The sequence below is a fragment of the Bradyrhizobium sp. USDA 326 genome, assembly GCF_049739485.1.
Taxonomy (GTDB): Bacteria; Pseudomonadota; Alphaproteobacteria; order Rhizobiales; family Xanthobacteraceae; genus Bradyrhizobium.
The window spans coordinates 3,234,527-3,255,138 of record NZ_JBMGQA010000001.1; the positions used below are offsets into that span (position 1 = coordinate 3,234,527).

The 20,612-nt window shown below is 64.5% G+C and carries 22 protein-coding genes, 1 tRNA gene and 2 pseudogenes; 14 read left to right on the plus strand and 11 right to left on the minus strand.

Annotation, left to right across the window (positions count from 1 at the left end; all coding sequences use genetic code 11):
* Positions 1-890 precede the first annotated feature (890 nt).
* From ABIG06_RS15380 to ABIG06_RS15390, 3 genes are all read right to left on the minus strand, one after another.
* Positions 891-1,166, minus strand: a complete 276-nt coding sequence (locus tag ABIG06_RS15380; RefSeq protein WP_370137677.1) for a hypothetical protein — start codon at positions 1,164-1,166, stop codon at positions 891-893.
* A complete protein-coding gene (locus ABIG06_RS15385) occupies positions 1,163-1,480 on the minus strand; it encodes a transposase (RefSeq protein ID WP_370137679.1) in 318 nt (105 codons plus the stop codon). Before ABIG06_RS15385 ends, ABIG06_RS15380 begins: the two co-directional genes overlap by 4 nt.
* Before the next feature lie 125 nt (positions 1,481-1,605).
* Positions 1,606-1,690: transfer RNA gene (locus ABIG06_RS15390), tRNA-Leu, on the minus strand.
* A gap of 155 nt (positions 1,691-1,845) precedes the next feature.
* On the opposite strand from ABIG06_RS15390, the gene ABIG06_RS15395 reads away from it, so the two are divergent.
* Positions 1,846-2,385: a disulfide bond formation protein B gene (locus ABIG06_RS15395; RefSeq protein WP_370137682.1), complete on the plus strand. Its 540-nt coding sequence runs from the start codon at positions 1,846-1,848 to the stop codon at positions 2,383-2,385.
* A gap of 3 nt (positions 2,386-2,388) precedes the next feature.
* Here the strand turns inward: ABIG06_RS15395 and ABIG06_RS15400 are convergent, their stop codons facing one another.
* Together ABIG06_RS15400 and ABIG06_RS15405 are read right to left on the minus strand one after the other, a co-directional pair.
* The gene (locus ABIG06_RS15400) at positions 2,389-3,474 is read right to left on the minus strand and encodes an AbrB family transcriptional regulator (RefSeq protein WP_370137684.1); all 1,086 of its coding nucleotides are present in this window, start codon (positions 3,472-3,474) and stop codon (positions 2,389-2,391) included.
* A 99-nt stretch (positions 3,475-3,573) separates the two neighbouring features.
* Positions 3,574-3,888 carry a PsiF family protein gene (locus ABIG06_RS15405; RefSeq protein WP_370137685.1) on the minus strand — a complete coding sequence of 105 codons (315 nt, stop codon included), beginning with the start codon at positions 3,886-3,888 and terminating at the stop codon, positions 3,574-3,576.
* 198 nt (positions 3,889-4,086) lie between these two features.
* Here ABIG06_RS15405 and ABIG06_RS15410 point away from each other — a divergent pair, with 198 nt between their 5' ends.
* Entirely contained in the window at positions 4,087-4,575 is a 489-nt protein-coding gene (locus ABIG06_RS15410) for a hypothetical protein (RefSeq protein ID WP_124161328.1), read from the plus strand.
* A gap of 147 nt (positions 4,576-4,722) precedes the next feature.
* On the opposite strand, the gene ABIG06_RS15415 is transcribed toward ABIG06_RS15410, so the two are convergent.
* Positions 4,723-5,271, minus strand: a complete 549-nt coding sequence (locus ABIG06_RS15415) for a TetR/AcrR family transcriptional regulator (RefSeq protein ID WP_370137688.1) — start codon at positions 5,269-5,271, stop codon at positions 4,723-4,725.
* Positions 5,272-5,377: 106 nt separating this feature from the next.
* Here ABIG06_RS15415 and ABIG06_RS15420 point away from each other — a divergent pair.
* The 5 genes and pseudogenes from ABIG06_RS15420 to ABIG06_RS15440 all read left to right on the plus strand — a co-directional run bounded on the left by ABIG06_RS15420 (position 5,378) and on the right by ABIG06_RS15440 (position 8,175).
* Positions 5,378-5,804, plus strand: a pseudogene (locus ABIG06_RS15420) (acyl-CoA thioesterase).
* A 3-nt stretch (positions 5,805-5,807) separates the two neighbouring features.
* Positions 5,808-6,284 (plus strand): PaaI family thioesterase, encoded by a 477-nt coding sequence (locus ABIG06_RS15425; protein WP_124161331.1) that lies wholly within the window; start codon positions 5,808-5,810, stop codon positions 6,282-6,284.
* Between the two features lie 44 nt (positions 6,285-6,328).
* On the plus strand, positions 6,329-6,712 hold the full coding sequence (locus ABIG06_RS15430; protein ID WP_124161332.1) for a CidA/LrgA family protein: 384 nt from the start codon (positions 6,329-6,331) through the stop codon (positions 6,710-6,712).
* Positions 6,709-7,431, plus strand: a complete 723-nt coding sequence (locus ABIG06_RS15435) for an LrgB family protein (protein WP_124161333.1) — start codon at positions 6,709-6,711, stop codon at positions 7,429-7,431. The genes ABIG06_RS15430 and ABIG06_RS15435 overlap by 4 nt, the downstream gene beginning before the upstream one ends.
* A gap of 87 nt (positions 7,432-7,518) precedes the next feature.
* Positions 7,519-8,175, plus strand: coding sequence for a DsbA family protein (locus ABIG06_RS15440; protein WP_370137691.1), 657 nt, complete (start codon positions 7,519-7,521; stop codon positions 8,173-8,175).
* 81 nt (positions 8,176-8,256) lie between these two features.
* Here ABIG06_RS15440 and ABIG06_RS15445 read toward each other — a convergent pair whose 3' ends face one another.
* From ABIG06_RS15445 to ABIG06_RS15455, 3 genes are all read right to left on the minus strand, one after another.
* Entirely contained in the window at positions 8,257-8,463 is a 207-nt protein-coding gene (locus tag ABIG06_RS15445; protein WP_124161335.1) for a hypothetical protein, read from the minus strand.
* A gap of 81 nt (positions 8,464-8,544) precedes the next feature.
* Entirely contained in the window at positions 8,545-9,615 is a 1,071-nt protein-coding gene (locus ABIG06_RS15450; RefSeq protein WP_124161336.1) for a phospholipase, read from the minus strand.
* Between the two features lie 24 nt (positions 9,616-9,639).
* Positions 9,640-10,611: a S1C family serine protease gene (locus ABIG06_RS15455; RefSeq protein ID WP_124161337.1), complete on the minus strand. Its 972-nt coding sequence runs from the start codon at positions 10,609-10,611 to the stop codon at positions 9,640-9,642.
* A gap of 279 nt (positions 10,612-10,890) precedes the next feature.
* Here ABIG06_RS15455 and ABIG06_RS15460 point away from each other — a divergent pair, with 279 nt between their 5' ends.
* The 6 genes from ABIG06_RS15460 (at position 10,891) to ABIG06_RS15485 (ending at position 18,194) form a co-directional block, all read left to right on the plus strand.
* The gene (locus tag ABIG06_RS15460; protein WP_370137694.1) at positions 10,891-12,309 is read left to right on the plus strand and encodes a M20 family metallopeptidase; all 1,419 of its coding nucleotides are present in this window, start codon (positions 10,891-10,893) and stop codon (positions 12,307-12,309) included.
* Positions 12,310-12,571: 262 nt separating this feature from the next.
* Entirely contained in the window at positions 12,572-14,362 is a 1,791-nt protein-coding gene (locus tag ABIG06_RS15465) for a peptide ABC transporter substrate-binding protein (RefSeq protein ID WP_424578310.1), read from the plus strand.
* Between the two features lie 29 nt (positions 14,363-14,391).
* Positions 14,392-15,351, plus strand: a complete 960-nt coding sequence (locus ABIG06_RS15470; protein WP_124161341.1) for an ABC transporter permease — start codon at positions 14,392-14,394, stop codon at positions 15,349-15,351.
* The gene (locus ABIG06_RS15475) at positions 15,317-16,234 is read left to right on the plus strand and encodes an ABC transporter permease (protein WP_124161342.1); all 918 of its coding nucleotides are present in this window, start codon (positions 15,317-15,319) and stop codon (positions 16,232-16,234) included. The genes ABIG06_RS15470 and ABIG06_RS15475 overlap by 35 nt, the downstream gene beginning before the upstream one ends.
* Complete coding sequence (locus ABIG06_RS15480; protein ID WP_124161343.1) at positions 16,234-17,229, plus strand: ABC transporter ATP-binding protein; 996 nt, start codon at positions 16,234-16,236, stop codon at positions 17,227-17,229. The genes ABIG06_RS15475 and ABIG06_RS15480 overlap by 1 nt, the downstream gene beginning before the upstream one ends.
* Positions 17,226-18,194, plus strand: a complete 969-nt coding sequence (locus tag ABIG06_RS15485) for an ABC transporter ATP-binding protein (protein WP_370137697.1) — start codon at positions 17,226-17,228, stop codon at positions 18,192-18,194. The genes ABIG06_RS15480 and ABIG06_RS15485 overlap by 4 nt, the downstream gene beginning before the upstream one ends.
* A 20-nt stretch (positions 18,195-18,214) precedes the next feature.
* Here the strand turns inward: ABIG06_RS15485 and ABIG06_RS15490 are convergent.
* A pseudogene (locus ABIG06_RS15490) lies at positions 18,215-18,799 on the minus strand (HAD family hydrolase).
* Between the two features lie 125 nt (positions 18,800-18,924).
* Positions 18,925-19,146, minus strand: a complete 222-nt coding sequence (locus ABIG06_RS15495; protein ID WP_124161345.1) for a dodecin — start codon at positions 19,144-19,146, stop codon at positions 18,925-18,927.
* A 147-nt stretch (positions 19,147-19,293) separates the two neighbouring features.
* On the opposite strand from ABIG06_RS15495, the gene ABIG06_RS15500 reads away from it, so the two are divergent.
* Complete coding sequence (locus tag ABIG06_RS15500; RefSeq protein WP_370137699.1) at positions 19,294-20,175, plus strand: DMT family transporter; 882 nt, start codon at positions 19,294-19,296, stop codon at positions 20,173-20,175.
* The last annotated feature ends 437 nt before the right edge of the window (positions 20,176-20,612 follow it).

The window sequence follows — 20,612 nt, forward strand, 5'->3', positions numbered from 1 at the left end:
CTCGCGGCGGTACGGTATCTATTCCCCATCGACAGTTCGACGCTCGAGCAGCAGGTGCCACTTCGCTCCTGGGCGTCTCCGCGTCGGCACGGCAGTCGGACGCGCAATTTCTCCTCCTCGTCATTGCGAGGAGCTCTTGAGACGAAGCAATCCAGACTATCTCCGCGGATGCATTCCTGGATTGCGTCGCTGCGTTCGCAATGACGATGCGGAGACACGCGGGTCAAGAATGAAGCCATCGGGCTGCAGAAGATGATTCTCAGCCGGAACGAGGTCTGTCCGAACGCTCGCTGCATCGTGACTTAGAAGTTCTTATTGACCGAAATTCGGAAATATCGTATGTGTTGCTCACCCCGGCCCAAGAATAGGCGCGTTTCGCGATCGTCACGTTGCGCGGGCCGGGTGGCGGTGGGCGTGGAGCGCATCGGCGCGCACGCAATCGCAGGGCGGGCTTGGCCCGTGAGCGGTTGAGCGGCGCGCACACGACCGGTGCGATTCGCGTACGGCAAAAGCGTGTGGTCCTGGCGCCCGGGTCTGTGCGTCAAGGCTTGCGGTGGTGCGTGCCGCCCGACCGGGCGCGCGCATCAGCTATTCGCAAGGCGACGGGGGCAATAGTGCATCGCTCCCCGGGGAGAGCGCGCCATAAGCCGTCAAACCACTGCGCAGGGAAGGCCGGGATGTCCAGGCTGCCCTGTATGCCGCTGTGCATTCGTCTTCGCGCAATCTGCGCACAGCGGACCGCGGGGTGCCAGCCGGCGCCCGGTCTTCCCTGCGCCCTTTCCAACGAAGGGGCGTCCAGAGAAGCACAAGGCTCGGGCGTGATGCGTCGCGAGGCCGTACGGGCCTGTCCTGTTGCTTGAAAATTGACGTGTGCCCGCCCATCCTGCCAGTCAGCGCCACAAGTCGCAGGTCGCCACGCGGTTGATGTCGGCGAGGCGGCGGTCGGCGTTTCCGTGCGGATCGAGGCTGCCAACCAGCGTCAGCAGGCGTCGGTAAGCGCGATCGGCGACGTCGACCGGCAGCGGAGCCTCGTCAAAGGCCACGACCCGAGGGCTTTCCGGGCGGGATCGCCAAGCGTAGTAGCCCGCCGGCGAGACGCCGAGCACACGGCACATGATCTTGACCGGATAGTCCACGCGGCGATCTTCGATGAAGCGGAACCTCATGTCCGGGGTCCAGCAAAGATCGCGATCGACTTTTTTAAAATGTCGCGCTCCATCCGCAACTGTTCGTTCTCCCGCTGCAACCGCGCAATCACGTCCGCCTGGTCCGCCGACGGCACCGCCGCTTGCCGTGTGGGGGCCTCGGCGCTGCCGTCGGTTCTCGCCGTGCCCTGCTCGGCCACCCATCGGCTCAGCACCGAGCCATCGAGCCCAAGCTCCTTCGACACCGACTTCGCCGAACGGCCGCTCGACAAAACCAGATCAACTGCCTGCCGCTTGTACTCGTCCGAATAAGTCCGCCGCTGCCGTTTCGCCATCTGACACCTCTCACTATCCTAAGCTATAGGTGTCCACTGATTTAGGGGAGGCTCAAGCCTTCGCCGCTTCGCCCGGATGGAGCTGTGCGTGGTTCGCCTAGCCGTAGCTGCGAAGCAGCGAAGGCTGGTGCCCCTGGCCGGAATCGAACCAGCACTCCTTGCGGAACTCGATTTTGAGTCGAGCGCGTCTACCAGTTCCGCCACAGGGGCCCTCGGTCGGCCCATGAGGGAGCGTCGCGAAGCCGGCGGACTATAGCCATGGACAAAGCGGGGTCAACCCGCGCCAAAGTGATCCCGGCCGTTCTCGACAGCCGCATGGGCCGGGGCTACAGGCTTGGGGCGCGAGAGATGCGAAAGAGGCTGCCGTGACCACCCAGAGTGCCGCGATACCTGCGTTCAAGCCGGCCGGCACGGGCCCTGCGCTGACCGCCTCGGTTCTCGTCACGCTGATCGCCACCGTCACGATCGCCGGCGCCTGGTTCTTCCAGCTCGTGCTGGAGATCCTGCCCTGTCCATTGTGCCTGGAGCAGCGCTACGCCTATTACCTCGCGATTCCGCTCGGTGCGCTTACGGCGATTTCGGCTCGAAGCGGCGCGCCGCGGCCGCTGCTGCTGGCGGGGCTCGCGATCCTCGCGCTGGCGACGCTCGCCAATGCCGGCCTCGGCGCCTACCATTCCGGCGTCGAATGGGGCTTCTGGAAAGGGCCGACCGATTGCTCCGGTCCCGTCGTCAATCTCGGCAGCGCTGCTGATCTGCTGTCGAAGCTCGACACCGTGAAGGTGGTGCGCTGCGACGAGGTGCAGTGGCGCTTCCTCGGCCTCTCGCTCGCCGGCTACAACGTGCTGATCTCGCTGCTGATGGCCGCGATCGCCGCGTGGGGATTTGTGCGGACCACGAAGCGCTAAGGCCTAGTCATCCACATCGTCCTGCGTACGCCCGAACAGATGCACGATGCCCGGCGTTGCGATCGTCACGAAGACGAAACGCGACAAGTGATGGGCGCCGACGAAGATCGGGTCGATGTGCAATGTCAGCGCCAGGGCCAGCATCGCATCCATCGCGCCCGGCGCGAAGGCGACGACAACGTCGGAGAATTTCACCTGTGTGGTCAGCGCCACGATGCCGACGAAGATGGCGGAGACGGCGATGGCCACGGCAAACGAGCCGAGTGCCGCGCTGAGGTGGCCGGCGAGCGTCCTGATTCGCATCCGTGCGAACCGGCTGCCGATCAGTGCGCCGATGCCGACCAGCGCCACGCCGCGCACCCAGTCCGGCAGGCCGCCCTCGACCCACCCCGCGCCGTGCAGCACGCTGGAGGCGATCATCGCGCCGAACATCCAGCTCGCCGGAAACTTGATCAGCCGCAACACCAGCGCCGCGGCCAGCGAGGCCGCGGCCAGTTCAAGGAGGTCGAGCGGCGAGGCGATCGTCGTCGTCAGGGACGGCGCGGCGGAGGACGCCACGCCTGCAATCGCCAGCACCATCGGCAGCGCGGCGGTCAGGATGATGACGCGCATGGTCTGCACCACCGCAATGCCCGGCAGGTCGGCGCCGCGCTCGACCGCCAGGATGGTGATCTGCGACAGCGCGCCGGGGCTGCCGGCCAGGAAGGCCGAGGTGCGGTCCCAGCCGTGGATGCGCTGGAGGTAATAGCTCGAGCCGAACGTCGAGCAGAAGGTGGCGAGCGCAAGCAGCCCGATGGTGAGGGGATAGGCGCCGACCTGCTGAAGCAAATGGCGCGAGACCACCGAGCCCAGCGAAATGCCAAGCAACACCAGCACGGTCTGGGTCAGGATCGGCGGCAGCGTCAGCTGGCGGCCGGCGATTGCTGCGATCCCGACCGCGATCATCGAACCCGAGATCAGCCCGCCGGGAAGGTTCGCGACGAGAAACACCAGGCCGCCGGCGGTGCCGATGACGAGCGTCTCCACCGTGCTCAATATGCTGGCACGGCTCGGCCATTCGAACGTCAGGGAGGCGGTGATCTGCTTCACACCACCTTATCGCAAATCGGCGGGTGGCGCACAATTGCAGGCTCGTCATGCCGCAATGCGCGCGCCTCTCGCGAATGCTCGCGGAGGATCGTGACGGACTTACTTCTTGTCTGATGCGGGGGCGGCAGGAACGGCAGGAGCGACGCTGCCGGACTTCGCCTCCTTCTTGCACTCACGGCGAAACTTTCTGCGCTCCTTGCCCTTCAATCCCTTGGCGTCCGCCTGCTTGGAGCATTCGAGCGACTCGGCCGAACGCTCCTTCGGCGCCTTCTTGTCGGCGGTGGCAGCGGCATCGGTCTTTGTTTCGGTCCTTGTCTCGGTCTTGGCTGCCGGCGCTGCGGTCTGTGCGAAGGCGGTGCCGGTGGCGAGCAGGGAGGCGAGGGCGACGACGGCGAGGCGAGACGTGAAGGTCATGTGTTGCACTCTGCTTGGAAGAATGACGAAGGGCTGGACGGTCGGCCTGCATTGCTGAACGCGACATGAATGAGTTGAGCGACGGGACCACTATATTTTAACGGCGATGGCGATCGCATCCTTGTCGCAAGCGGCCGACACGCTAGGATAGCAATGTTCGTTTCACTTCCGTCGGAAGACCAAGCAGGAGACCCAGGGATGATCATTCAGACGAGATTGTTGTGCGCGATTGCAGCGTCCGGTGTCGCGGCATTGCTGGCGAGCGCGCCCGCTCAGGCACTGACTGCGCAGGAATGCAGCGCGAAATACCAGGCCGCCAAGAAGGACGGCTCGCTAGGGACGATGAAGTGGAATGACTTCCGCAAGGCCCAGTGCGGTGCCGATGCGACGCCCGCCGCTGCTCCGACCGCAGCTGCTCCGGCTGCGCCAGCCGCTCCTGCCGAGCCGAAGCAGGCGAAGGGGGCGGCCCCCGCCGCCGCGCCGGCCCTGCCGGCCGGACCGGCGGTCTATCCGAACGCAGTCGATCCGAAATATGCCAAGGAGACCCCCGGCAAGGCGCGGCTGCACACCTGTGTCGACCAGTACAATGCCAACAAGGCAACCAACGGCAATGGCGGCTTGAAGTGGATCCAGAAGGGCGGCGGCTATTACAGCGAATGCACCAAGAAGCTGAAGGGCGCCGCCTGAGCGTCGAATTGGTGCGATGGCCGGAGCAGCGCTCCGGCCATTTCGCCTGGAGCGTTTTCGAGCGAAGTGGACAGCGGTTCGCGTCAAGAAAACGCGTCAAAACAAGAAACTGGAGCCGCGTTCCGATTCCATCGGAACGGGAAGGCTCTAGTCGAGCAGCTTCTCGGCCGATCTCGCCACGAGCTGCGACCGCTTGCGCGGACCGCTCTCGACGAACAACAAGCTCTGGCCGAAGATGAAGCAGTAAAACAAGAAGGCCTGCGCCTCGGCCTCCTCGGCCGCAAGGCCGGTCGCGCGATAGAGTTCGCTGACGTGCTTGAGCCGCGCAGCGTCGACGTTCGCCACCGCCGCCGCGGCGTTCTGGTCCGAGCGGGCCCATTGCCGGATCGCGAGCTCGATTGCCATCCCCTCCGGATTGAGGCGCTCGGAATAGAGCTGGATCACCGCTCTCAATCGCTCACGGGGTTCCTGCCCGTCGAGACTCGTCTGCTGCGCGATTGCGGCGACGCGTCCCTCGCGCCAGCCCTCCAGCATGGCATCGAGCAGCGCGGCGCGGTCGGCAAAGCGGCGGTAGAAGCCGCCCTTGGTGACGCCAAGGTTCTTGGCGAGCACCTCGACCCGCACGCCCTCGACCCCCGCGCGGGCGAGTTCGGCAAAGCCGGCCTCGACCCAGACGTCGCCCTTGCCGTCACTCATGAAGGAAGCCCGCCGATTCTTGATACGGTGCCGTATTGCTAGCGCGACACGGGTTTGATACGCTACCGTATCAACGATCAAAGACGAAATTGCGGGAGGAAGTGCGATGGAGCAGGAGGCGACCTATCGGGGCACGGTCTATCCGTGGCAATGCGATCATGTCGGGCACATGAACATCATGTGGTATGTCGGCAAGTTCGACGAGGCCAACTGGAATCTGTTCGCCCGCCTGGGCCTGACGCCGAGCTATCTGCGCAGCTCCGGCCGCGGCATGGCCGCCGTGCAGCAGAACATCGCCTACCGGCGAGCTGCTGGCCGGCGACATCGTCGAGATCCGCAGCCATCTGCTCGAGCTTCGCGACAAGTCGATCCGCTTCCGGCACGACATGACGAATGCCGAGACCGGCGAACTCGCAGCGACGTGCGAGATCACCGGCGTGCACATGGACCGCCAATTGCGGAAGTCCGCTCCCTTCGCCGATGCCATCCGAGAGATCGCCGTGAAGCACCTTTCCGAGCCGGCGGAGGCATGAGCGATGGCCACATTCGGGCCGAAAATCCCCGAGTACCGTACTGCCGCGACCGCGATGTTCGCCGCCCAGCCGGCGATGCGCACGCTGGGCATATCGATCGTCTCCTTGGTGCCGGGCCAGGTCGAACTGGCAATGCCATACGCGTCCGCCTTTACGCAGCAGAATGGCTTTGTCCACGCCGGCATCATCACGGCAGGCCTGGACAATGCCTGCGGCGTCGCCGCCTTCACCCTGATGCCGCGTGAGGCTGACATCCTCACCGTCGAGTTCAAGACCACGCTGCTTGCACCGGCGCGGGGCGACCGCTTCGTCTTCAGGGCCGAAGTCGTCAAGCCCGGCCGCACGCTGACCTTCTGCGAGGCCAAGGCCTTTGCCGAACATGACGGCAAGACCACGCTGATTGCGACCATGACCGGGACCTTGATGGCGATGCTGCCTCGCATTGCGGCCTCGGACGTGCCGCGCACGTCTGACGGATAGCGGCGATTGACAAGCGTGTCGGCGCATCCCTTGATGCAATGGTCATGCTTGCAAGTCTCGGCCTCATCCTGCTCTGCCAACTGATCGGCGAAGCCGTCGTGCGTGGTCTCGGCCTGCCGTTGCCGGGACCCGTACTCGGTCTGCTGCTGCTTCTGGTCCTGCTGCTCGCCCGCGACCGCTTTGCGGTGCTCGCGCAGGGGCCGTTGCGCAATGACGGTGTCGAGACGGCGAGCAAGGGCCTGCTGGCCCATCTCTCGTTGTTATTCGTGCCGGCCGGCGTTGGCGTTGTGCAGGAGCTCGATCTGCTCGCGTCTCACGGCATCGCCATCATCCTCGTGCTCGCGCTGTCTGTGGTCCTCACGCTGCTTGCGACCGTGCTGACCTTTCGCCTCGTCAGCCGCCTGCTGAAACAACAGGACGCGCGATGAAGGACAATCCGTTCTCGCTCTGGGTTTATCTCTCGCAATCGCCGCTGCTCTGGCTGACCGTGACGCTGCTGGTCTATGCAACGACGGACGCGGTCTCGCTGGCGACGCGGCGTCATCCGATGGCCAATCCCGTGCTGCACGCGATGTGGATCATCGGTGCGTTCCTGCTGTTGACCGGCACCTCCTACACGACTTATTTCGCGGGGGCGCAGTTCGTGCATTTCCTGCTGGGGCCAGCGACCGTCGCGCTTGCGGTCCCGCTCTACGAGAACCGCAAGCGCGTGGTGTCATCGATCGTTCCGATGCTGGTGGCGTTGGTCGCGGGCTCGGTCACCGCGGTGGTGTCGGTCGTGCTGCTGGCCGAGCTTGCCGGCCTGCCGCGCGACGTGGTGCTGTCGCTGGCGCCGAAATCAGTCACCGCCGGCGTTGCCATGGGCATCGCCGAATCCCTGCATGCCGATCCTTCGCTGGCGGCGGTCGCGGTCATCCTCACCGGCATTATGGGCGCCATCATCGTGACGCCGCTGATGAACCGCACCGGCATCACCGACTACCGGGCTCGCGGATTTGCCGCCGGCCTTGCCGCGCACGGCATCGGCACCGCGCGCGCGTTCCAGGTCGACGAGATTGCCGGCGTGTTTTCCGGCATCGCCATGAGCCTGAACGCCTTGGTGACCTCGTTCCTGGTCCCTCTGGCGGTGACACTATTGGTGCGATGACACGATCGTCGCAACACTCTATATGATCGGTAACAAACGCCGATTCCCGGGCGTATGTACGCAGATGGGGCCGGAACGGGACGAGATATGACCGGATTTTGGAATAATGGTGTTGCGACGCGGCGCGCCGCGTTGGCGCTGATCGGGGCGGGTGCTCTGGCAGTCGGTGCAGTGGGCTCGGCGCGCGCTGCAACCGGCGATGACGAGGTGCTGACCGAGGCCAAGGTGTTGCGCGATCCCGACACGCCCGTCGCAGGCAATCCCGACGGCAACATCACGATCGTCGAATGGTCCGACTACAATTGTCCCTATTGCCGCAAGCTCGAGCCCGAGCTGCGCCAGGTGGTCCAGGACGATGGCAAGGTGCGTCTGGTGATGAAGGACTGGCCGATCCTCGGGCCGGTTTCGGTCACGGCGGCGCGGACTGCGCTGGCGGCGAAATTCCAGGACAAGTACCATCAGGCCCATGACGCCATGATGGGCGTCAGCTCGCGCCTGACAGAACCGCGCATCAACGAGCTGCTCGCGGCCGCCGGCGTCGACATGGACCGGTTGAAGCGCGATCTCACCGGCCACGCCAAGGACATCGACGCCATTCTCAAGCGCAACAACGAGCAGGCCGAAGCTTTCGGTTTCCGTGGCACCCCTTCCTTCATCGTCGGCAAGTACCGCGTGCCCGGCGTGCTCAGCATGGCCGAGTTCGAGCAGGTCATCGCCGACGCCCGCAAGGCCAAGATGAACTGACGCGTCTCTTCGAGCGCAGTCGACACAAAGGCGCCGCCGCGGAGTTCGCGACGGCGCCTCATTCATATGGTCGGGGCGATATTACTTCGACGAGATCCGGACCCAGTCCTTGTGCGCGCGGTCGCGCAATGTGTCCCAATCGGCCTTGGCGACATCCCAGTTCACGATGGTTCGATTGGTGGTCGCGACCTCGCCATTGGCGACCGACGAGGTCTGCATGGAATCATAGACGTAGACGCCGCCCGCAAGCAGCAGTGCGCCCAGGATCATTCCGAAAAAAGTCTGCATGACGAACCTCCGGTGACGGGCGATAACGTCCGCCCGGAATGATGGTTCCCCTGCCATGCGGCGCATCTAAGGACAGGTCGTTCATTCTCCATTCAGCCATTGTAGCACTTCCGCATTGATCTCGCGCGGGTAGGTGTGGCTGAGGTCGCCGATCTCGCGATAGGTGACATTGGCGCCGGCGGCGGAGAGCGCCGCCTGCGTCTGCCGTGCGGTCTGCACTGGAAACATCCAGTCGAGCTTGCCGTGAGTAATGAAGACCGGCAGGCCTCGCAGGCGCGTTGCATCCGCCATTTCCACCATCAGCGGATGAAAGGTCGCCGCAACAGGCGCGAGGTGGGTGAAGGGCGAGGCGCCGTCCAGCCCGGTGATGTAGCAGAAGGTCCCGCCGTCGCTCATGCCGGTCAGAAGCATGCGCGAGGCATCGATGCTCCAGCGGCTGCGCACCGCCTCGAGGATGCGCATCAGGTTCGGCGTGTCGGTGTCGTTGCCCGTCAGCGCCCAGGTCGGACCGGTCGCAGTCGGTGCCACAAGGACCGCGCCAAGACTGCGCGCGTCGCGAAGCCAGCTCCACAGAAAGCCGCGCCCGTTGCCGCTGCCGCCATGCAGCGCCATCACCAGCGGCATCGGCCGGCCAGGCATGTAGTATTCGGGCACATAGGCCGAGAAGCCGCCACGGCTGCCGGGCTCATTGTGATCGTGGAAGATGCCGGTGTGCTCGCTCGCGCCGACTTCCAGTCGCGACAACAGATCGTGATTCTCGCGATTGGCGGCGTTGAGAAAGAAGCTGCTCACGGGCGGAAACTGCACCGCCAGCGGATAGAGCGCCTCCTGCGCGCGCGGGACATGGCGCAGCGCCCGGAACACCGCGACGAGATCGCCATTGCCACGCTCGACCTCGCGGATGCCGGCAAAGGCGGCGAGGGCCTCGTCGCAGGCACGATCGATCCGCTCGCGCAAGCCGGCGAACTGTTCAGGCCAGTCGCCGATCGCCGCGCGTGCCGCTTGCAGCGCCTCGTCCGGTGTGCCGATTGCGTTCATCACCGAGGCGAAGGCGGGCGGGTGCAAATGCCGCTGGAAGAAGCCGAGCGCTTCCAGCGCATTGAGCAGCGGTGGCAGCACGGCCACGATGTCGTCCACCACAGCCTCGGTCATCGCCCGCTACCTCAAGCCTTTGGATCAGTGCAGCTTCGGCGCCTTCAGGAGCTTGAAGCGGTCGGTCGAGGTCACCGTGACGTCGAAGGTGACGCCTTCATGATGCACGGTGAGTGGCACGTCGACGCCGGCGGTGCCGAGCGCCCACATTTTCTTGTAGAAGGCGGTTTGGCTCGTGACCTTGTCACCGTCCACGGCGAGGATGACGTCGCCGGTCTTGAGCTCGGCGCGGGCGGCCGGGCCGTTGGCGGAGATCCCGATCACCACTACGCGGCCGTCGATCTCGGTCGAGAAGAGCCCAAGCCAGGGCCGCGCCGGCTTGTTGACGCGGCCGAAATTGCGCAAGTCCTCCAGGATCGGCTTCGAGAGGTCGATCGGCACGATCATATTGACGTGCTCGGCCTTGCCGTCACGTTCGCGCTCGAGCTGGAGCGAGCCGATGCCGATCAACTCGCCGCGTTCGTTGAGAAGGGCGGTGCCGCCCCAGTTCGGATGTGCGGGACAGGTGAAGATGGCCTCGTCCAGCAGATATTCCCAGTAGCCCGCGAATTCCTGCTTGGCCACGATTTGGCTCGCGACCGAGCGTGTGCGCCCGCCGGCGCCGCCGACCACGACGCGGTCGCCGATCCGGGTCGCTGCCGACGAGCCGAGCGGCAGCGGCGCGACGTCGAGATGGCCGAGCGCCTGCACCAGCCCGAACCCGGTTTCCGAATCGAAGCCGAGCGCATGACCCTCCACCACGCGTCCGTCGGCGCGGTGCAGCCAGACCGTCTCGGCCTCAGTGATGAGATAACCTATCGTGAGCACCAGCCCGTCGTCGATCACGACGCCGTTGCCAGCGCGCTCGGTGCCCAGAGTCTCGGCGCTGAAGGCGTCCGGCGGGACGATGGCGTGCAGGCCGACGATGGATGCGAGGGCGCGGTCGAGATCAAAGCTGTAGTCGCTCGCCCGCGGCTGGTTCGCCGGCGGAACTCTCCATTCGGTCAAAGCGGGCATGGAGTTCTCCTGGCTGAGAGCATCGCTCCGGCATGGCTTGCGGAACGACGAGCAAGCATAATTTAGGCCGGAGCAGGCCGTCTTAAAAGCCTCGTTGCCAACTATTCCGGAGAACGCCGCGTGAAATCTTCGAAAGGCATGAAACATACCTCGTGCTCGGGGCGTCGGTGCGATCCGGCACCGGCCGCATGGCTGCTGTCCGACGGGATGCTAGGTGCCGCATAGCGAAGCTGCTAACCATTGCCGCTTCGTTTGACCTTGGGATCACGGGCGACAGGCATGGACAACCGCAGCGACATCTGGCGTGGCATCGATACGATCAAGGCACGCTTCATCGACCTCAGCGACAGGGTCTGGGGCATGCCTGAGGTCTGCTACACCGAGGCGCGGTCCGCCGCCGAGCATCTCGCCGAGCTGCGCCATCAGGGATTCCGGATCGCCGAGAACGTCGCCGGCATTCCGACCGCGGTAATGGGCGAGTGGGGCGAGGGCGGTCCGGTCATCGCCTTCATGGGTGAATACGACGCGCTGCCGGGCCTCAGCCAGGAGGCGGGTGTTGCCGAGCATCGCCCGATCGAGGCCGGCGGCCATGGCCATGGCTGCGGTCACAATCTGCTTGGTTCCGCCGCGCTGCTCGCCGCGACTGCGGTGAAGGACTGGCTGGCCGAGAACAAGGTGCCCGGCCGCGTGCGCTATTACGGCTGCCCTGCCGAAGAAGGCGGCGCGGCCAAGGCCTTCATGGTGCGCTCCGGCGCGTTCGAGGACGCCGACATCGCCATCACCTGGCATCCGCACAGCTTCTGGGAAGTCGCGGTGACGCCGTCGCTCGCCAACACACGTGCGGATTTCATCTTCACCGGCCGTACCTCGCATGCGGCCGCCTCGCCGCATCTCGGCCGCTCGGCGCTCGACGCGGTGGAATTGATGAATGTCGGCGTGAACTACATGCGCGAGCACATGCCGAGCGATGCGCGCGTGCACTACGCTTTGCTCGATACAGGCGGCATTGCGCCGAACGTGGTGCAGGCGCATGCGCGCGTGCGCTATTCGATCCGCGCCCGCGACCTTCCCGGCATGAACGAACTGGTCGAGCGCGTGTCCAAGATCGCGCAGGGCGCCGCGTTGATGACCGAGACCAAAGTCGAAATGAAGATCATCTCCGCGGTCTCCAACATCCTGCCGAACACGCCACTAGAGAAGGCGCTGCACCGGGTCATGGAAGAGCTCGGGCCGCCGCATTTCGACGATGCGGACAAGGGTTTTGCCAGCCAGATCCGCGCGACGCTCAGCGACAAGGACATCGCGTCCGTCTATTACGCGATCGGCATGGAGCCGACCGACCGGCCGCTGGCCGACTTCCTGGTGCCGCTCGACGCCAAGCGCAACCCGTTGGTCGGCTCGACCGACGTCGGCGACGTCAGCTGGGTGGTGCCGACCGTGCAGGTTCACGCACCCACGGTTGCGATCGGCACGCCGTTCCACACCTGGCAGGTGGTGGCGCAGGGCAAGAGCCCGCATGCCCACAAGGCCATGGTGCAGGCGGCCAAGGCGATGGCCGGCCTCGGCATCAAGGCGTTGACGGAACCGGAGCTGATCAAGGCCGCCAAGGCGGACCTGCAAAGGCGGACGGCCAAGACACCCTACGTCTGTCCGCTGCCCGATCACGTCGCGCCGCCCCTCGACATGTCCGTCGCATAGAACTTCGCCTCGATACTTCGTTTGATCCGGCGAACAAATTTTCCGCAGTGCAGCGTGCAATCCAGCATGTTTTGATCCTGGATTGCCGAACGGATGGGCTGCGGAACGCGATTTTGCCCAACGGACAGCCAGAAGACCGTTTGCATACACACGGTCCCAGTTGACGTGCACCCCATTCGGTGTGCCATCTACCGCCAGCCAAACCCGGCGGTCGCCTCCTGCGGCCGCCTGCATCCATGTCGGAACCAGACGGGGGACAACCATGCTGGATAAAGAACTGCGTTCGATGATCGGCCAGGTGAAGGACGGGCGGATGGACCGCCGCGCCTTCATCCAGCGCATGGCCGCCGTTGGCCTGACCGCACCGCTGGCCAACCAGATCCTCGCGCTCGGCGGCGTCGCCATGGCGGAAGGCGCGTCCACCTATAAACCGACCAAACGCGGCGGCGGCGGTGCGCTGAAGCTGCTGTGGTGGCAGGGCCCGACCTTGCTCAATCCGCATTTCGCAACCGGCACCAAGGACCAGGACGGCTCGCGCCTGTTCTACGAACCGCTCGCCTGCTGGGATCCGGACGGCAACATGAAGCTGGTGCTGGCGACCGAAATTCCCTCGATCCAGAACGGCCTGCTCGCCGCCGACGGCAAGTCGGTGACGTGGAAGTTGAAACCCGGCGTGAAATGGCATGATGGCAAGCCGTTCACGGCCGACGATGTCGTATTCACGTGGCAGTACATCAAGGATCCCGCCACTGCGGCCGTGACCATCGCAAGCTATCGCGACCTCACTGTCGAGAAGATCGACGATCTCACGGTCAAGATCAGTTTCCCGAAGCCGACACCGTTCTGGGCGGACGCCTTTGTCGGAGCCCCGAACACGATTCTCCCCAAGCACCTGTTTGCCGACTACACGGGCAGCAAGTCGCGGGAAGCGCCGACCAACCTTTCTCCAGTCGGAACCGGTCCCTACAAATTCGTCGAGTTCAAGCCGGGCGATCTCATCCGCGGCGTGATCAATCCCGACTATCACATGGCCAACCGGCCCTATTTCGATACGATCGAGATGAAGGGCGGCGGTGACGCCGTCTCGGCTGCACGCGCCGTGATCCAGACCGGCGAGTATGATTTCGGCTGGAATATCCAGGTCGAGGACGACGTGCTGCTGCGCCTGGAAAAGGGCGGCAAGGGCAAGACGGTGTATGCCGTGGGCGGCGACACCGAATTCATCGCGCTCAATTTCACCGATCCGAACGTCGAGGTCGACGGCGAGCGTTCGTCGATGAAGACCAAGCATCCGCTGTTCTCGGATCCCGTCGTGCGCAAGGCGCTGTCCCTGCTGGTCGATCGCGAGTCCGTCAAGAAGGCGATCTACGGCCGCGCCGGCCGTACCACCTCCAACTTCCTCAACGGCCCCGAGAAGTTCGTGTCCAAGAACACGTCTTGGGAATTCAACATCGAGAAGGCCGCCAAGATGCTCGACGACGCCGGCTGGAAGCCCGGTCCCGACGGCATCCGCGAGAAGGACGGCAAGAAGCTGAAGATTCTCTACCAGACCTCGATCAACGGTCCGCGCCAGAAGACTCAGGCCATCGTCAAACAGGCCTGTCAGAAGGCCGGCATTGAGGTCGAGCTGAAGTCGGTGGTCGCCTCGGTCTTTTTCTCCTCCGACGTCGCCAATCCCGACACCTATCCTAAGTTCTACGCCGATATCGAGATGTTCCAGATCCCGTTGAGCCAGCCAGATCCGTCGCAGCACATGCGCCGCTACCTGTCCACCAGCGTCGCGACCAAGGAGAACAAGTGGCAGGGCACCAACTTCCCGCGCTGGGTCAACAAGGACTATGACGCGGCGATCAACGCTGCCGATATGGAGATGGATCCGGTCAAGCGCGCGGCGCTCTATATCAAGGCCAACGATCTGATGTGGCAAGACACGGTGTTCATCCCCGTGATGCATCGTCTCAAGGTGGAGGCGGCCGCGAACAATTTGCGTCCGGTTATCTCGGGCTGGGCCAACGAAACCGACAATCTCTTCGACTGGTACCGCGAGGAATGATCCCCCAGCGCTAGACGGGGCTTTCCCTCATGAGTCAATACGTCCTGCGTCGCCTCCTGATCGCGATTCCGAGCCTGCTCGGAATTTCGGTCGTGCTGTTCGTCGTGCTCGCGCTCGCCCCCGGCGATCCGTTCTCTGAGCTGGCGACGAATCCGAACGTACCGCCCGAAGTGCAGGCCGCGCTTCGGGCCAAGTTCGGCCTCGACGATCCGATTTACCTCCGCTACCTGCACTGGCTCAACGCCATGCTGCACGGCGACTGGGGCTTCTCCTTCGTCAGCCGGATGGACGTCGACAAGCTGATCCTCCAGCGCCTGCCGGCCACGCTCTATGTGATCGGCTCCGCGCAGATCCTGGCGCTCTTGATCGCGATTCCCGTAGGCGTCTATGCCGCGACGAGGCCGTATTCGCTGTTCGACCAGATCGCGAACACGCTCGCCTTCGTCGGTTTCTCGCTGCCCACCTTCTTCACCGGCATTCTGTTCATCCTGATCTTCTCGGTCACGCTGGACTGGCTGCCATTCGTCTACACCACCGACATCAAGGCGACCGGCATTCACTGGGTGCTCGAGATGATCCGTCAGGCGATCATGCCGGTGGCGGTGCTCGGCCTGTTCCAGGCGGCGTCGATGACGCGCTTCGTGCGTTCGGCGATGCTCGACGTCATCAGGCTCGACTACGTTACCACGGCGCGTGCGAAGGGACTTGGTCAGGCTACGGTCATCGTCAAGCATGTGATGCGCAACGCCATGATCCCGGTCGTGACGCTGATTGCGTTGCAAATGCCCGCGGTGTTCGGCGGCGCCATCGTCACCGAGCAGATCTTCCGCATCCCCGGCATCGGCTCGCTGCTGATCTCGTCCATCCTTTCCAACGACACGCCGGTGGTGATGGCCGTCACCTTCGTCTTCGCGTGCCTTGTGGTCCTGTTCAATCTCATCGCGGACGTCCTGTATGGCTGGCTTGACCCTCGCATCTCCTTCCGCTGAGCGGCGCGTCTACTCGCCCTGGCGCGAGACGTGGCGGCGTTATAGCCGCCACAAGCTTGCCGTGGTCAGCGCGTTTCTGCTCCTGGTTCTGGTCCTGGCAGTGGTATTCGGTCCGTTCGTCTGGCGGGTCAGGATCGACGAGATCGATATCGTCGCAGGCATGCAGGGGCCGTCGCTGGCCCATCCGTTCGGCACCGACGATCTCGGGCAGGACATCCTCGCCCGCATGATCTATGGCGGACGCATCTCGCTTGCGGTCGGCCTTGCCGCGATGCTGGTCTCGGTCGTCATCGGTGTGCTGATCGGCGCGCTCGCCGGCATGTCGCGCGGTGCGCTCGGGCACGGTCTGATGTGGCTCACCGATCTGTTCTTGTCGCTGCCGCAACTGCCGCTGCTGCTGCTGCTCATCTATCTCTTCCGCGACGGGCTGAAGGTCGCGTTCGGCCCCGAAGGCGGCATCTTCATCCTGATCGTGCTCGTGATCGGGGGACTGCGCTGGATGCCGGTCGCCCGCCTCGTGCGCGCGCAATTCCTGTCGATCCGCGAAAAAGAGTTCGTCGAAGCGGCGCGCGCGCTCGGCGCGAGCCCGGTGCGGCAGGTAGTGCGCCACATCCTGCCCAATGCGCTCGGCCCGGTCATCATCGCCGGCACCATCGATGTCGCCGCTGCCATCATCGCGGAATCGACGCTGTCGTTCCTCGGCCTCGGCTTCCCGCCTGATACCCCGACCTGGGGACGGCTGTTGTACGATGCCAAGGACTTCCTCGACATCGGCCCGCACTGGGCGCTGTTTCCGGGCGGCGCGATCTTCATTGCGGTGGTCGCCATCAACTTCATCGGCGACGGCCTGCGTGACGCGCTCGATGCGCGGCGGGTGATCTGATGGCGCCGCTGCTCGAGATCAAGGGCCTGAAGACCCATTTCTCCACCGACGACGGCATCCTGCAGGCCGTCGATGGCGTCGATATCTCCATCAACCGGGGCGAGACGCTCTGCGTCGTCGGCGAATCCGGCTGCGGCAAGACCGTTACGGCGATGTCGATCCTGAAGCTGATCGCGATGCCGCCGGGCCGTATCGCTGCGGGGCAGATCATCTTCGAGGGCCGCGATCTCGTGCCGCTGACGAGCAATCAGCTCGACGAGATCCGGGCCAAGGAGATCGGCTTCATTTTCCAGGAGCCGATGACCTCGCTCAATCCGGTGCTTACCATCGGCGAGCAGATTGCCGAGAGCTTGCGCCGCCACGAGGCGGTGACGAGGAAGCAGGCGCTGGAACGCACCATCGAGATGCTGAAGCTGGTGCAGATCCCCAATGCCGAAGGCCGCGTGCACAATTATCCGCATCAGTTCTCCGGCGGCATGCGCCAGCGCGTGATGATCGCGATGGCGCTCGCCTGCAAGCCGAAGCTGATCATCGCCGACGAGCCGACCACCGCGCTCGACGTCACCATCCAGGCGCAGATCCTCGACCTCTTGCAGGACATGAAGGAACGCTTCGGCATGGCGGTGATGTTGATCACCCATGCCATGGGGGTCGTCGCCGAGACGGCGCAGCGCGTCGTCGTGATGTATGCCGGCAAGGTGGTGGAGGAGGCTGCCGTCGACGAGCTCTTCGGCGATCCCCGCCATCCCTATACGCAAGGGTTGATCCGCTCGATCCCGCGCATCGACCTCGACAGCGAGCACAAGACGCGGCTAGAGGCGATCGGCGGCTCGGTACCAATCCTGATCAATCCGCCGGTCGGCTGCCGCTTTGCTCCGCGCTGCAAGTTCGCCATGAACGTCTGCAGCGAGAAGGAGCCGCTGCTTCGCGAGATCGCGCCTGGCCATCGCATGGCCTGTCACTTGGGAGATGCCAGTCTGGGAGGCGCGGCATGAGCGAACCGTTGCTGCGCGTCAGCGGCCTGAAGAAACACTTCCCTGTCCTTGGCGGACTGCTGCCGCGCCAGGTCGGCACCGTCTATGCGGTCGACGGCGTGTCGTTCTCGGTCAATCGCGGCGAGACGCTCGGTCTCGTCGGCGAATCCGGTTGCGGCAAGTCGACGACGGGACGCTGCGTGCTGCGCCTGATCGAGCCGACCGACGGCGAGGTCACCTTCGACGGCCAGGACGTGCGCAAGCTCGGCGGCAACGATCTGCGCGCGATGCGGCGGAACATGCAGCTGGTGTTCCAGGACCCGTTCGCCTCGCTCAATCCCCGCATGACGGTCGGCGCCATCCTCGGTGAGGCCTTGATCATCCATAACCTCGGATCGTCGGCCAAGGAGCGCGAGGAGCGCGTCGCCAGCCTGCTCGTGAAGGTCGGGCTCAAGGCCGAGCACATGCGCCGCTATCCGCACGAATTCTCGGGCGGCCAGCGCCAGCGCATCGTGATCGCGCGAGCGCTTGCGGTCGAGCCGAAGCTGATCGTCTGCGACGAGCCGGTGTCCGCGCTCGACGTGTCGATCCAGGCCCAGGTCATCAACCTCCTGGAAGACCTGCAGGCCGAGTTGAACCTGACCTATTTGTTCGTCGCGCACGACCTCTCGGTGGTCGAGCACATCTCCGATCGCGTCGCAGTGATGTATCTCGGCCGCATCGTCGAGTTGGCGAAGGCGAGCGACCTCTATCGCAACCCGCAGCATCCCTACACCAGGGCGCTGTTGTCGGCGGTGCCGGTCCCCGATCCCAAGCTCAAGCGCGAGCGCATCCGTCTCAAGGGCGACGTGCCGAGCCCGATGAAGCCGCCGTCGGGTTGTCACTTTCACACCCGCTGCCCGATCGCCCAGCCGCGCTGCGCGGAGAGTGCGCCGGCGCTGAAGGAGGGAGCGGAGGGGCATTTTGCGGCGTGTCACCTGGTGTGACGAAACGCGAAAACGCGGATTCAGTCGAGAGGCACGCCGTGCGCCGCCAGAGCTTGCCTGAAAGCCTCCGCGGACGTGTGGTGATGCGCGAACAGCCCCGCCTGTCGCGCCGCCAACGTTGGCCGCTAGGTCGTCGACGAACAGGACGGCTTCCGGCCTCACGTCGAGTTCCGACAGGCAGAGGCGATAGCAGTCCGGTTCCGGCTTGGCCCCCTTGAACTGGGCCGAGGCGTAGATTCGGGAGCCGAACAGCGGACGCAGCTCCGGCAGCAGCGTGTCGATGTGGTCGGCGACCAGCGTGGTGTTGTTGGTCAGGACGGCAACATTGACGGACTTGCGCAAGCTGCCGGCGATTTCCAGCATCGCGCGATCGGCCTGCAGTGAGCGGCGCCGTGCCTCCACCCACTCCGCGAGCGAGAGGGGATAGCCGATGCGTTCGCCAAAGCCTCGCAGATAGTCGGCGGCCTCGAGCGCGCCGGAATCGCCGAGCAGTTCGAATCCGCTGTCCAGATCGCCGCGTGGACGGCTTCGCTGGTCGCTCCCGCAATCTCTGCCAGGTAGGTGGCGCGCCTTGCCCTGTCATAGGCGCAGAGGACATTGTCCATGTCGAACAGAACGAGCTTGATTGCGTCGGTCGCGGATTGGCCGGAGATCCGGCCGTTATCCGAGTCATATCCCGCCCGTGCACGCACGACAATTCGGGATCAGTGCAGGTCACCGCGCTCCGATGTCATTCTTCCAGCGTGAATCCGACACGCAAGGTCACCTGATAGTGCCGAACCGCGCCATTCTCGATGTGGCCGCGCGTCTGCACCACCTCGAACCATTTCATCTCGCGAATGGTCTTCGACGCGCGGCTGATCGCGTTCTTGATCGCGTCCTCGATCGAGGTCTCGGACGATCCGACCAGGTCCAGGATCTTGTAGACATGATCTTTCTCGGCTGCAGGCATGATGGCCTCCCTGGTTGCGCTGCGGCACGCGTCGACGCGTGTGCTCCCATTTGAACGAGCGCCAGGCGGTCCGGTTCCGTCCTGCGCGATGGCCCGCATGCACCAGCCGAGATGGAGCGGCCGGCGTCCGCCTGCTAAGCGCTATCCATGGTTTCCGCGCGGCACGACAGGACGATCGGCACTCTCTGCCTCGGTGTGACGGCGTTCGGCTGGGCGTTGAACTGGCCGCTGATAAAGCTGCTGCTCCAGCAATGGCCGCCCCTGTTCGCACGTGGCCTTGCCGGGATCTGCGCCTCGCTCATTCTCGGCGCTCTGGTGCTGGGCCGGAAGGAATCATTCGCCGTGCCGCGCGAGGCGGTCCCGCGGCTGCTGTTTGCGACCTTCACCAACGTCTTCGCCTGGATGGGTCTCGGCACGGTCGCGATGAAGTATGTGACCGTGAGCGAGGGCGCTCTGCTCGCCTATACAATGCCGATCTGGGCGATGCTGTTCGCCTGGCCGGTGCTGCACACGCGGCCGGCCGCAAGGGATATTTTCGGGCTCGTCCTTGGCATTGCCGGCGTCACGCTGCTTCTGAGCGGCAACGGCTTTGCGTTCGGCGCCGACAAGCTGCTCGGCATCGTGCTGGCGCTGCTCTGCGCCATCCTGTTCGCGCTCGGCAACGTGCTCAACCGCAAGCCGCTGCCGATGCCGCCGCTGGTCGTCGTCGCATGGCAGGTCGGTCTCGGCTGCGGCGCGATGCTGATCCTCGGCGTCCTGTTCGAGCGTCCTGATATCACTGCGATGACCCCGCTGGGGCTCGGCTGCTTCGTCTATATGACGCTGGTGCCGATGGGCATCTGCTACGTCACCTGGTTCGAGACGCTGCGCCGCCTGCCACCGACCACGGCCTCGACCGGCATGCTGATCGTTCCCGTGATCGGCATGATCTCCGCCGCCATCATCCTGGGCGAGCCGCTGGGCCTGCGTGAATGGATGGCGATGGCGCTCACGCTCGGCGGCGTGACACTTGCCTTGCGGCGGGGATAAGGCACGGTGTGATGCACCTCATAAGGCTGTCCTCCCAGATCGAATAGCCTAATGTTTTGGGTGGTGTTGCACCTCATAAGTGCGTCACGTGCACCTCATAAATTGGTCTTTTGGCGCCTTTGCACCTCAAAAGATTGTCTTTGTAATTCGGAAAATCAGCATCAAAAGCGCGGTCCGTTTAGATGGCTTCTGGTGAGTTATAAATTAATCGACAGCCCAGACAGCGGGATCTTTAAAGCCTTACCCACGGGCTTCTAAAGGCCGTTTAGCGCTATACTTCCGGGGGACGGCGTCAAAGCCTGCTGTTTCCGCTCCAAATGGCCTGTTTACGTGCGAAACGCCCCGTCGACGGGGCAGTTTGGGGCTGCGAGCGGCAGCTTTGGGTCCGTAGCCATGTGATTGGGCGGTCTACTCCACTTCCCCCGCGTTCAGTTGCG

Coding starts and splice junctions, on each gene's coding strand:
- ABIG06_RS15380 (WP_370137677.1), bottom strand. CDS start 1,166: ATGAGGTTCCGCTTCATCGAAGATCGCCGCGTGGACTATCCGGTCAAG.
- ABIG06_RS15440 (WP_370137691.1), top strand. CDS start 7,519: ATGACCGGATTTTGGAATAATGGTGTTGCGACGCGGCGCGCCGCGTTG.
- ABIG06_RS15425 (WP_124161331.1), top strand. CDS start 5,808: ATGGCCACATTCGGGCCGAAAATCCCCGAGTACCGTACTGCCGCGACC.
- ABIG06_RS15385 (WP_370137679.1), bottom strand. CDS start 1,480: ATGGCGAAACGGCAGCGGCGGACTTATTCGGACGAGTACAAGCGGCAG.
- ABIG06_RS15405 (WP_370137685.1), bottom strand. CDS start 3,888: ATGACCTTCACGTCTCGCCTCGCCGTCGTCGCCCTCGCCTCCCTGCTC.
- ABIG06_RS15430 (WP_124161332.1), top strand. CDS start 6,329: ATGCTTGCAAGTCTCGGCCTCATCCTGCTCTGCCAACTGATCGGCGAA.
- ABIG06_RS15480 (WP_124161343.1), top strand. CDS start 16,234: ATGGCGCCGCTGCTCGAGATCAAGGGCCTGAAGACCCATTTCTCCACC.
- ABIG06_RS15500 (WP_370137699.1), top strand. CDS start 19,294: ATGGTTTCCGCGCGGCACGACAGGACGATCGGCACTCTCTGCCTCGGT.
- ABIG06_RS15435 (WP_124161333.1), top strand. CDS start 6,709: ATGAAGGACAATCCGTTCTCGCTCTGGGTTTATCTCTCGCAATCGCCG.
- ABIG06_RS15410 (WP_124161328.1), top strand. CDS start 4,087: ATGATCATTCAGACGAGATTGTTGTGCGCGATTGCAGCGTCCGGTGTC.
- ABIG06_RS15415 (WP_370137688.1), bottom strand. CDS start 5,271: ATGAGTGACGGCAAGGGCGACGTCTGGGTCGAGGCCGGCTTTGCCGAA.
- ABIG06_RS15455 (WP_124161337.1), bottom strand. CDS start 10,611: ATGCCCGCTTTGACCGAATGGAGAGTTCCGCCGGCGAACCAGCCGCGG.
- ABIG06_RS15470 (WP_124161341.1), top strand. CDS start 14,392: ATGAGTCAATACGTCCTGCGTCGCCTCCTGATCGCGATTCCGAGCCTG.
- ABIG06_RS15485 (WP_370137697.1), top strand. CDS start 17,226: ATGAGCGAACCGTTGCTGCGCGTCAGCGGCCTGAAGAAACACTTCCCT.
- ABIG06_RS15495 (WP_124161345.1), bottom strand. CDS start 19,146: ATGCCTGCAGCCGAGAAAGATCATGTCTACAAGATCCTGGACCTGGTC.
- ABIG06_RS15465 (WP_424578310.1), top strand. CDS start 12,572: ATGCTGGATAAAGAACTGCGTTCGATGATCGGCCAGGTGAAGGACGGG.
- ABIG06_RS15475 (WP_124161342.1), top strand. CDS start 15,317: ATGGCTGGCTTGACCCTCGCATCTCCTTCCGCTGAGCGGCGCGTCTAC.
- ABIG06_RS15445 (WP_124161335.1), bottom strand. CDS start 8,463: ATGCAGACTTTTTTCGGAATGATCCTGGGCGCACTGCTGCTTGCGGGC.
- ABIG06_RS15450 (WP_124161336.1), bottom strand. CDS start 9,615: ATGACCGAGGCTGTGGTGGACGACATCGTGGCCGTGCTGCCACCGCTG.
- ABIG06_RS15460 (WP_370137694.1), top strand. CDS start 10,891: ATGGACAACCGCAGCGACATCTGGCGTGGCATCGATACGATCAAGGCA.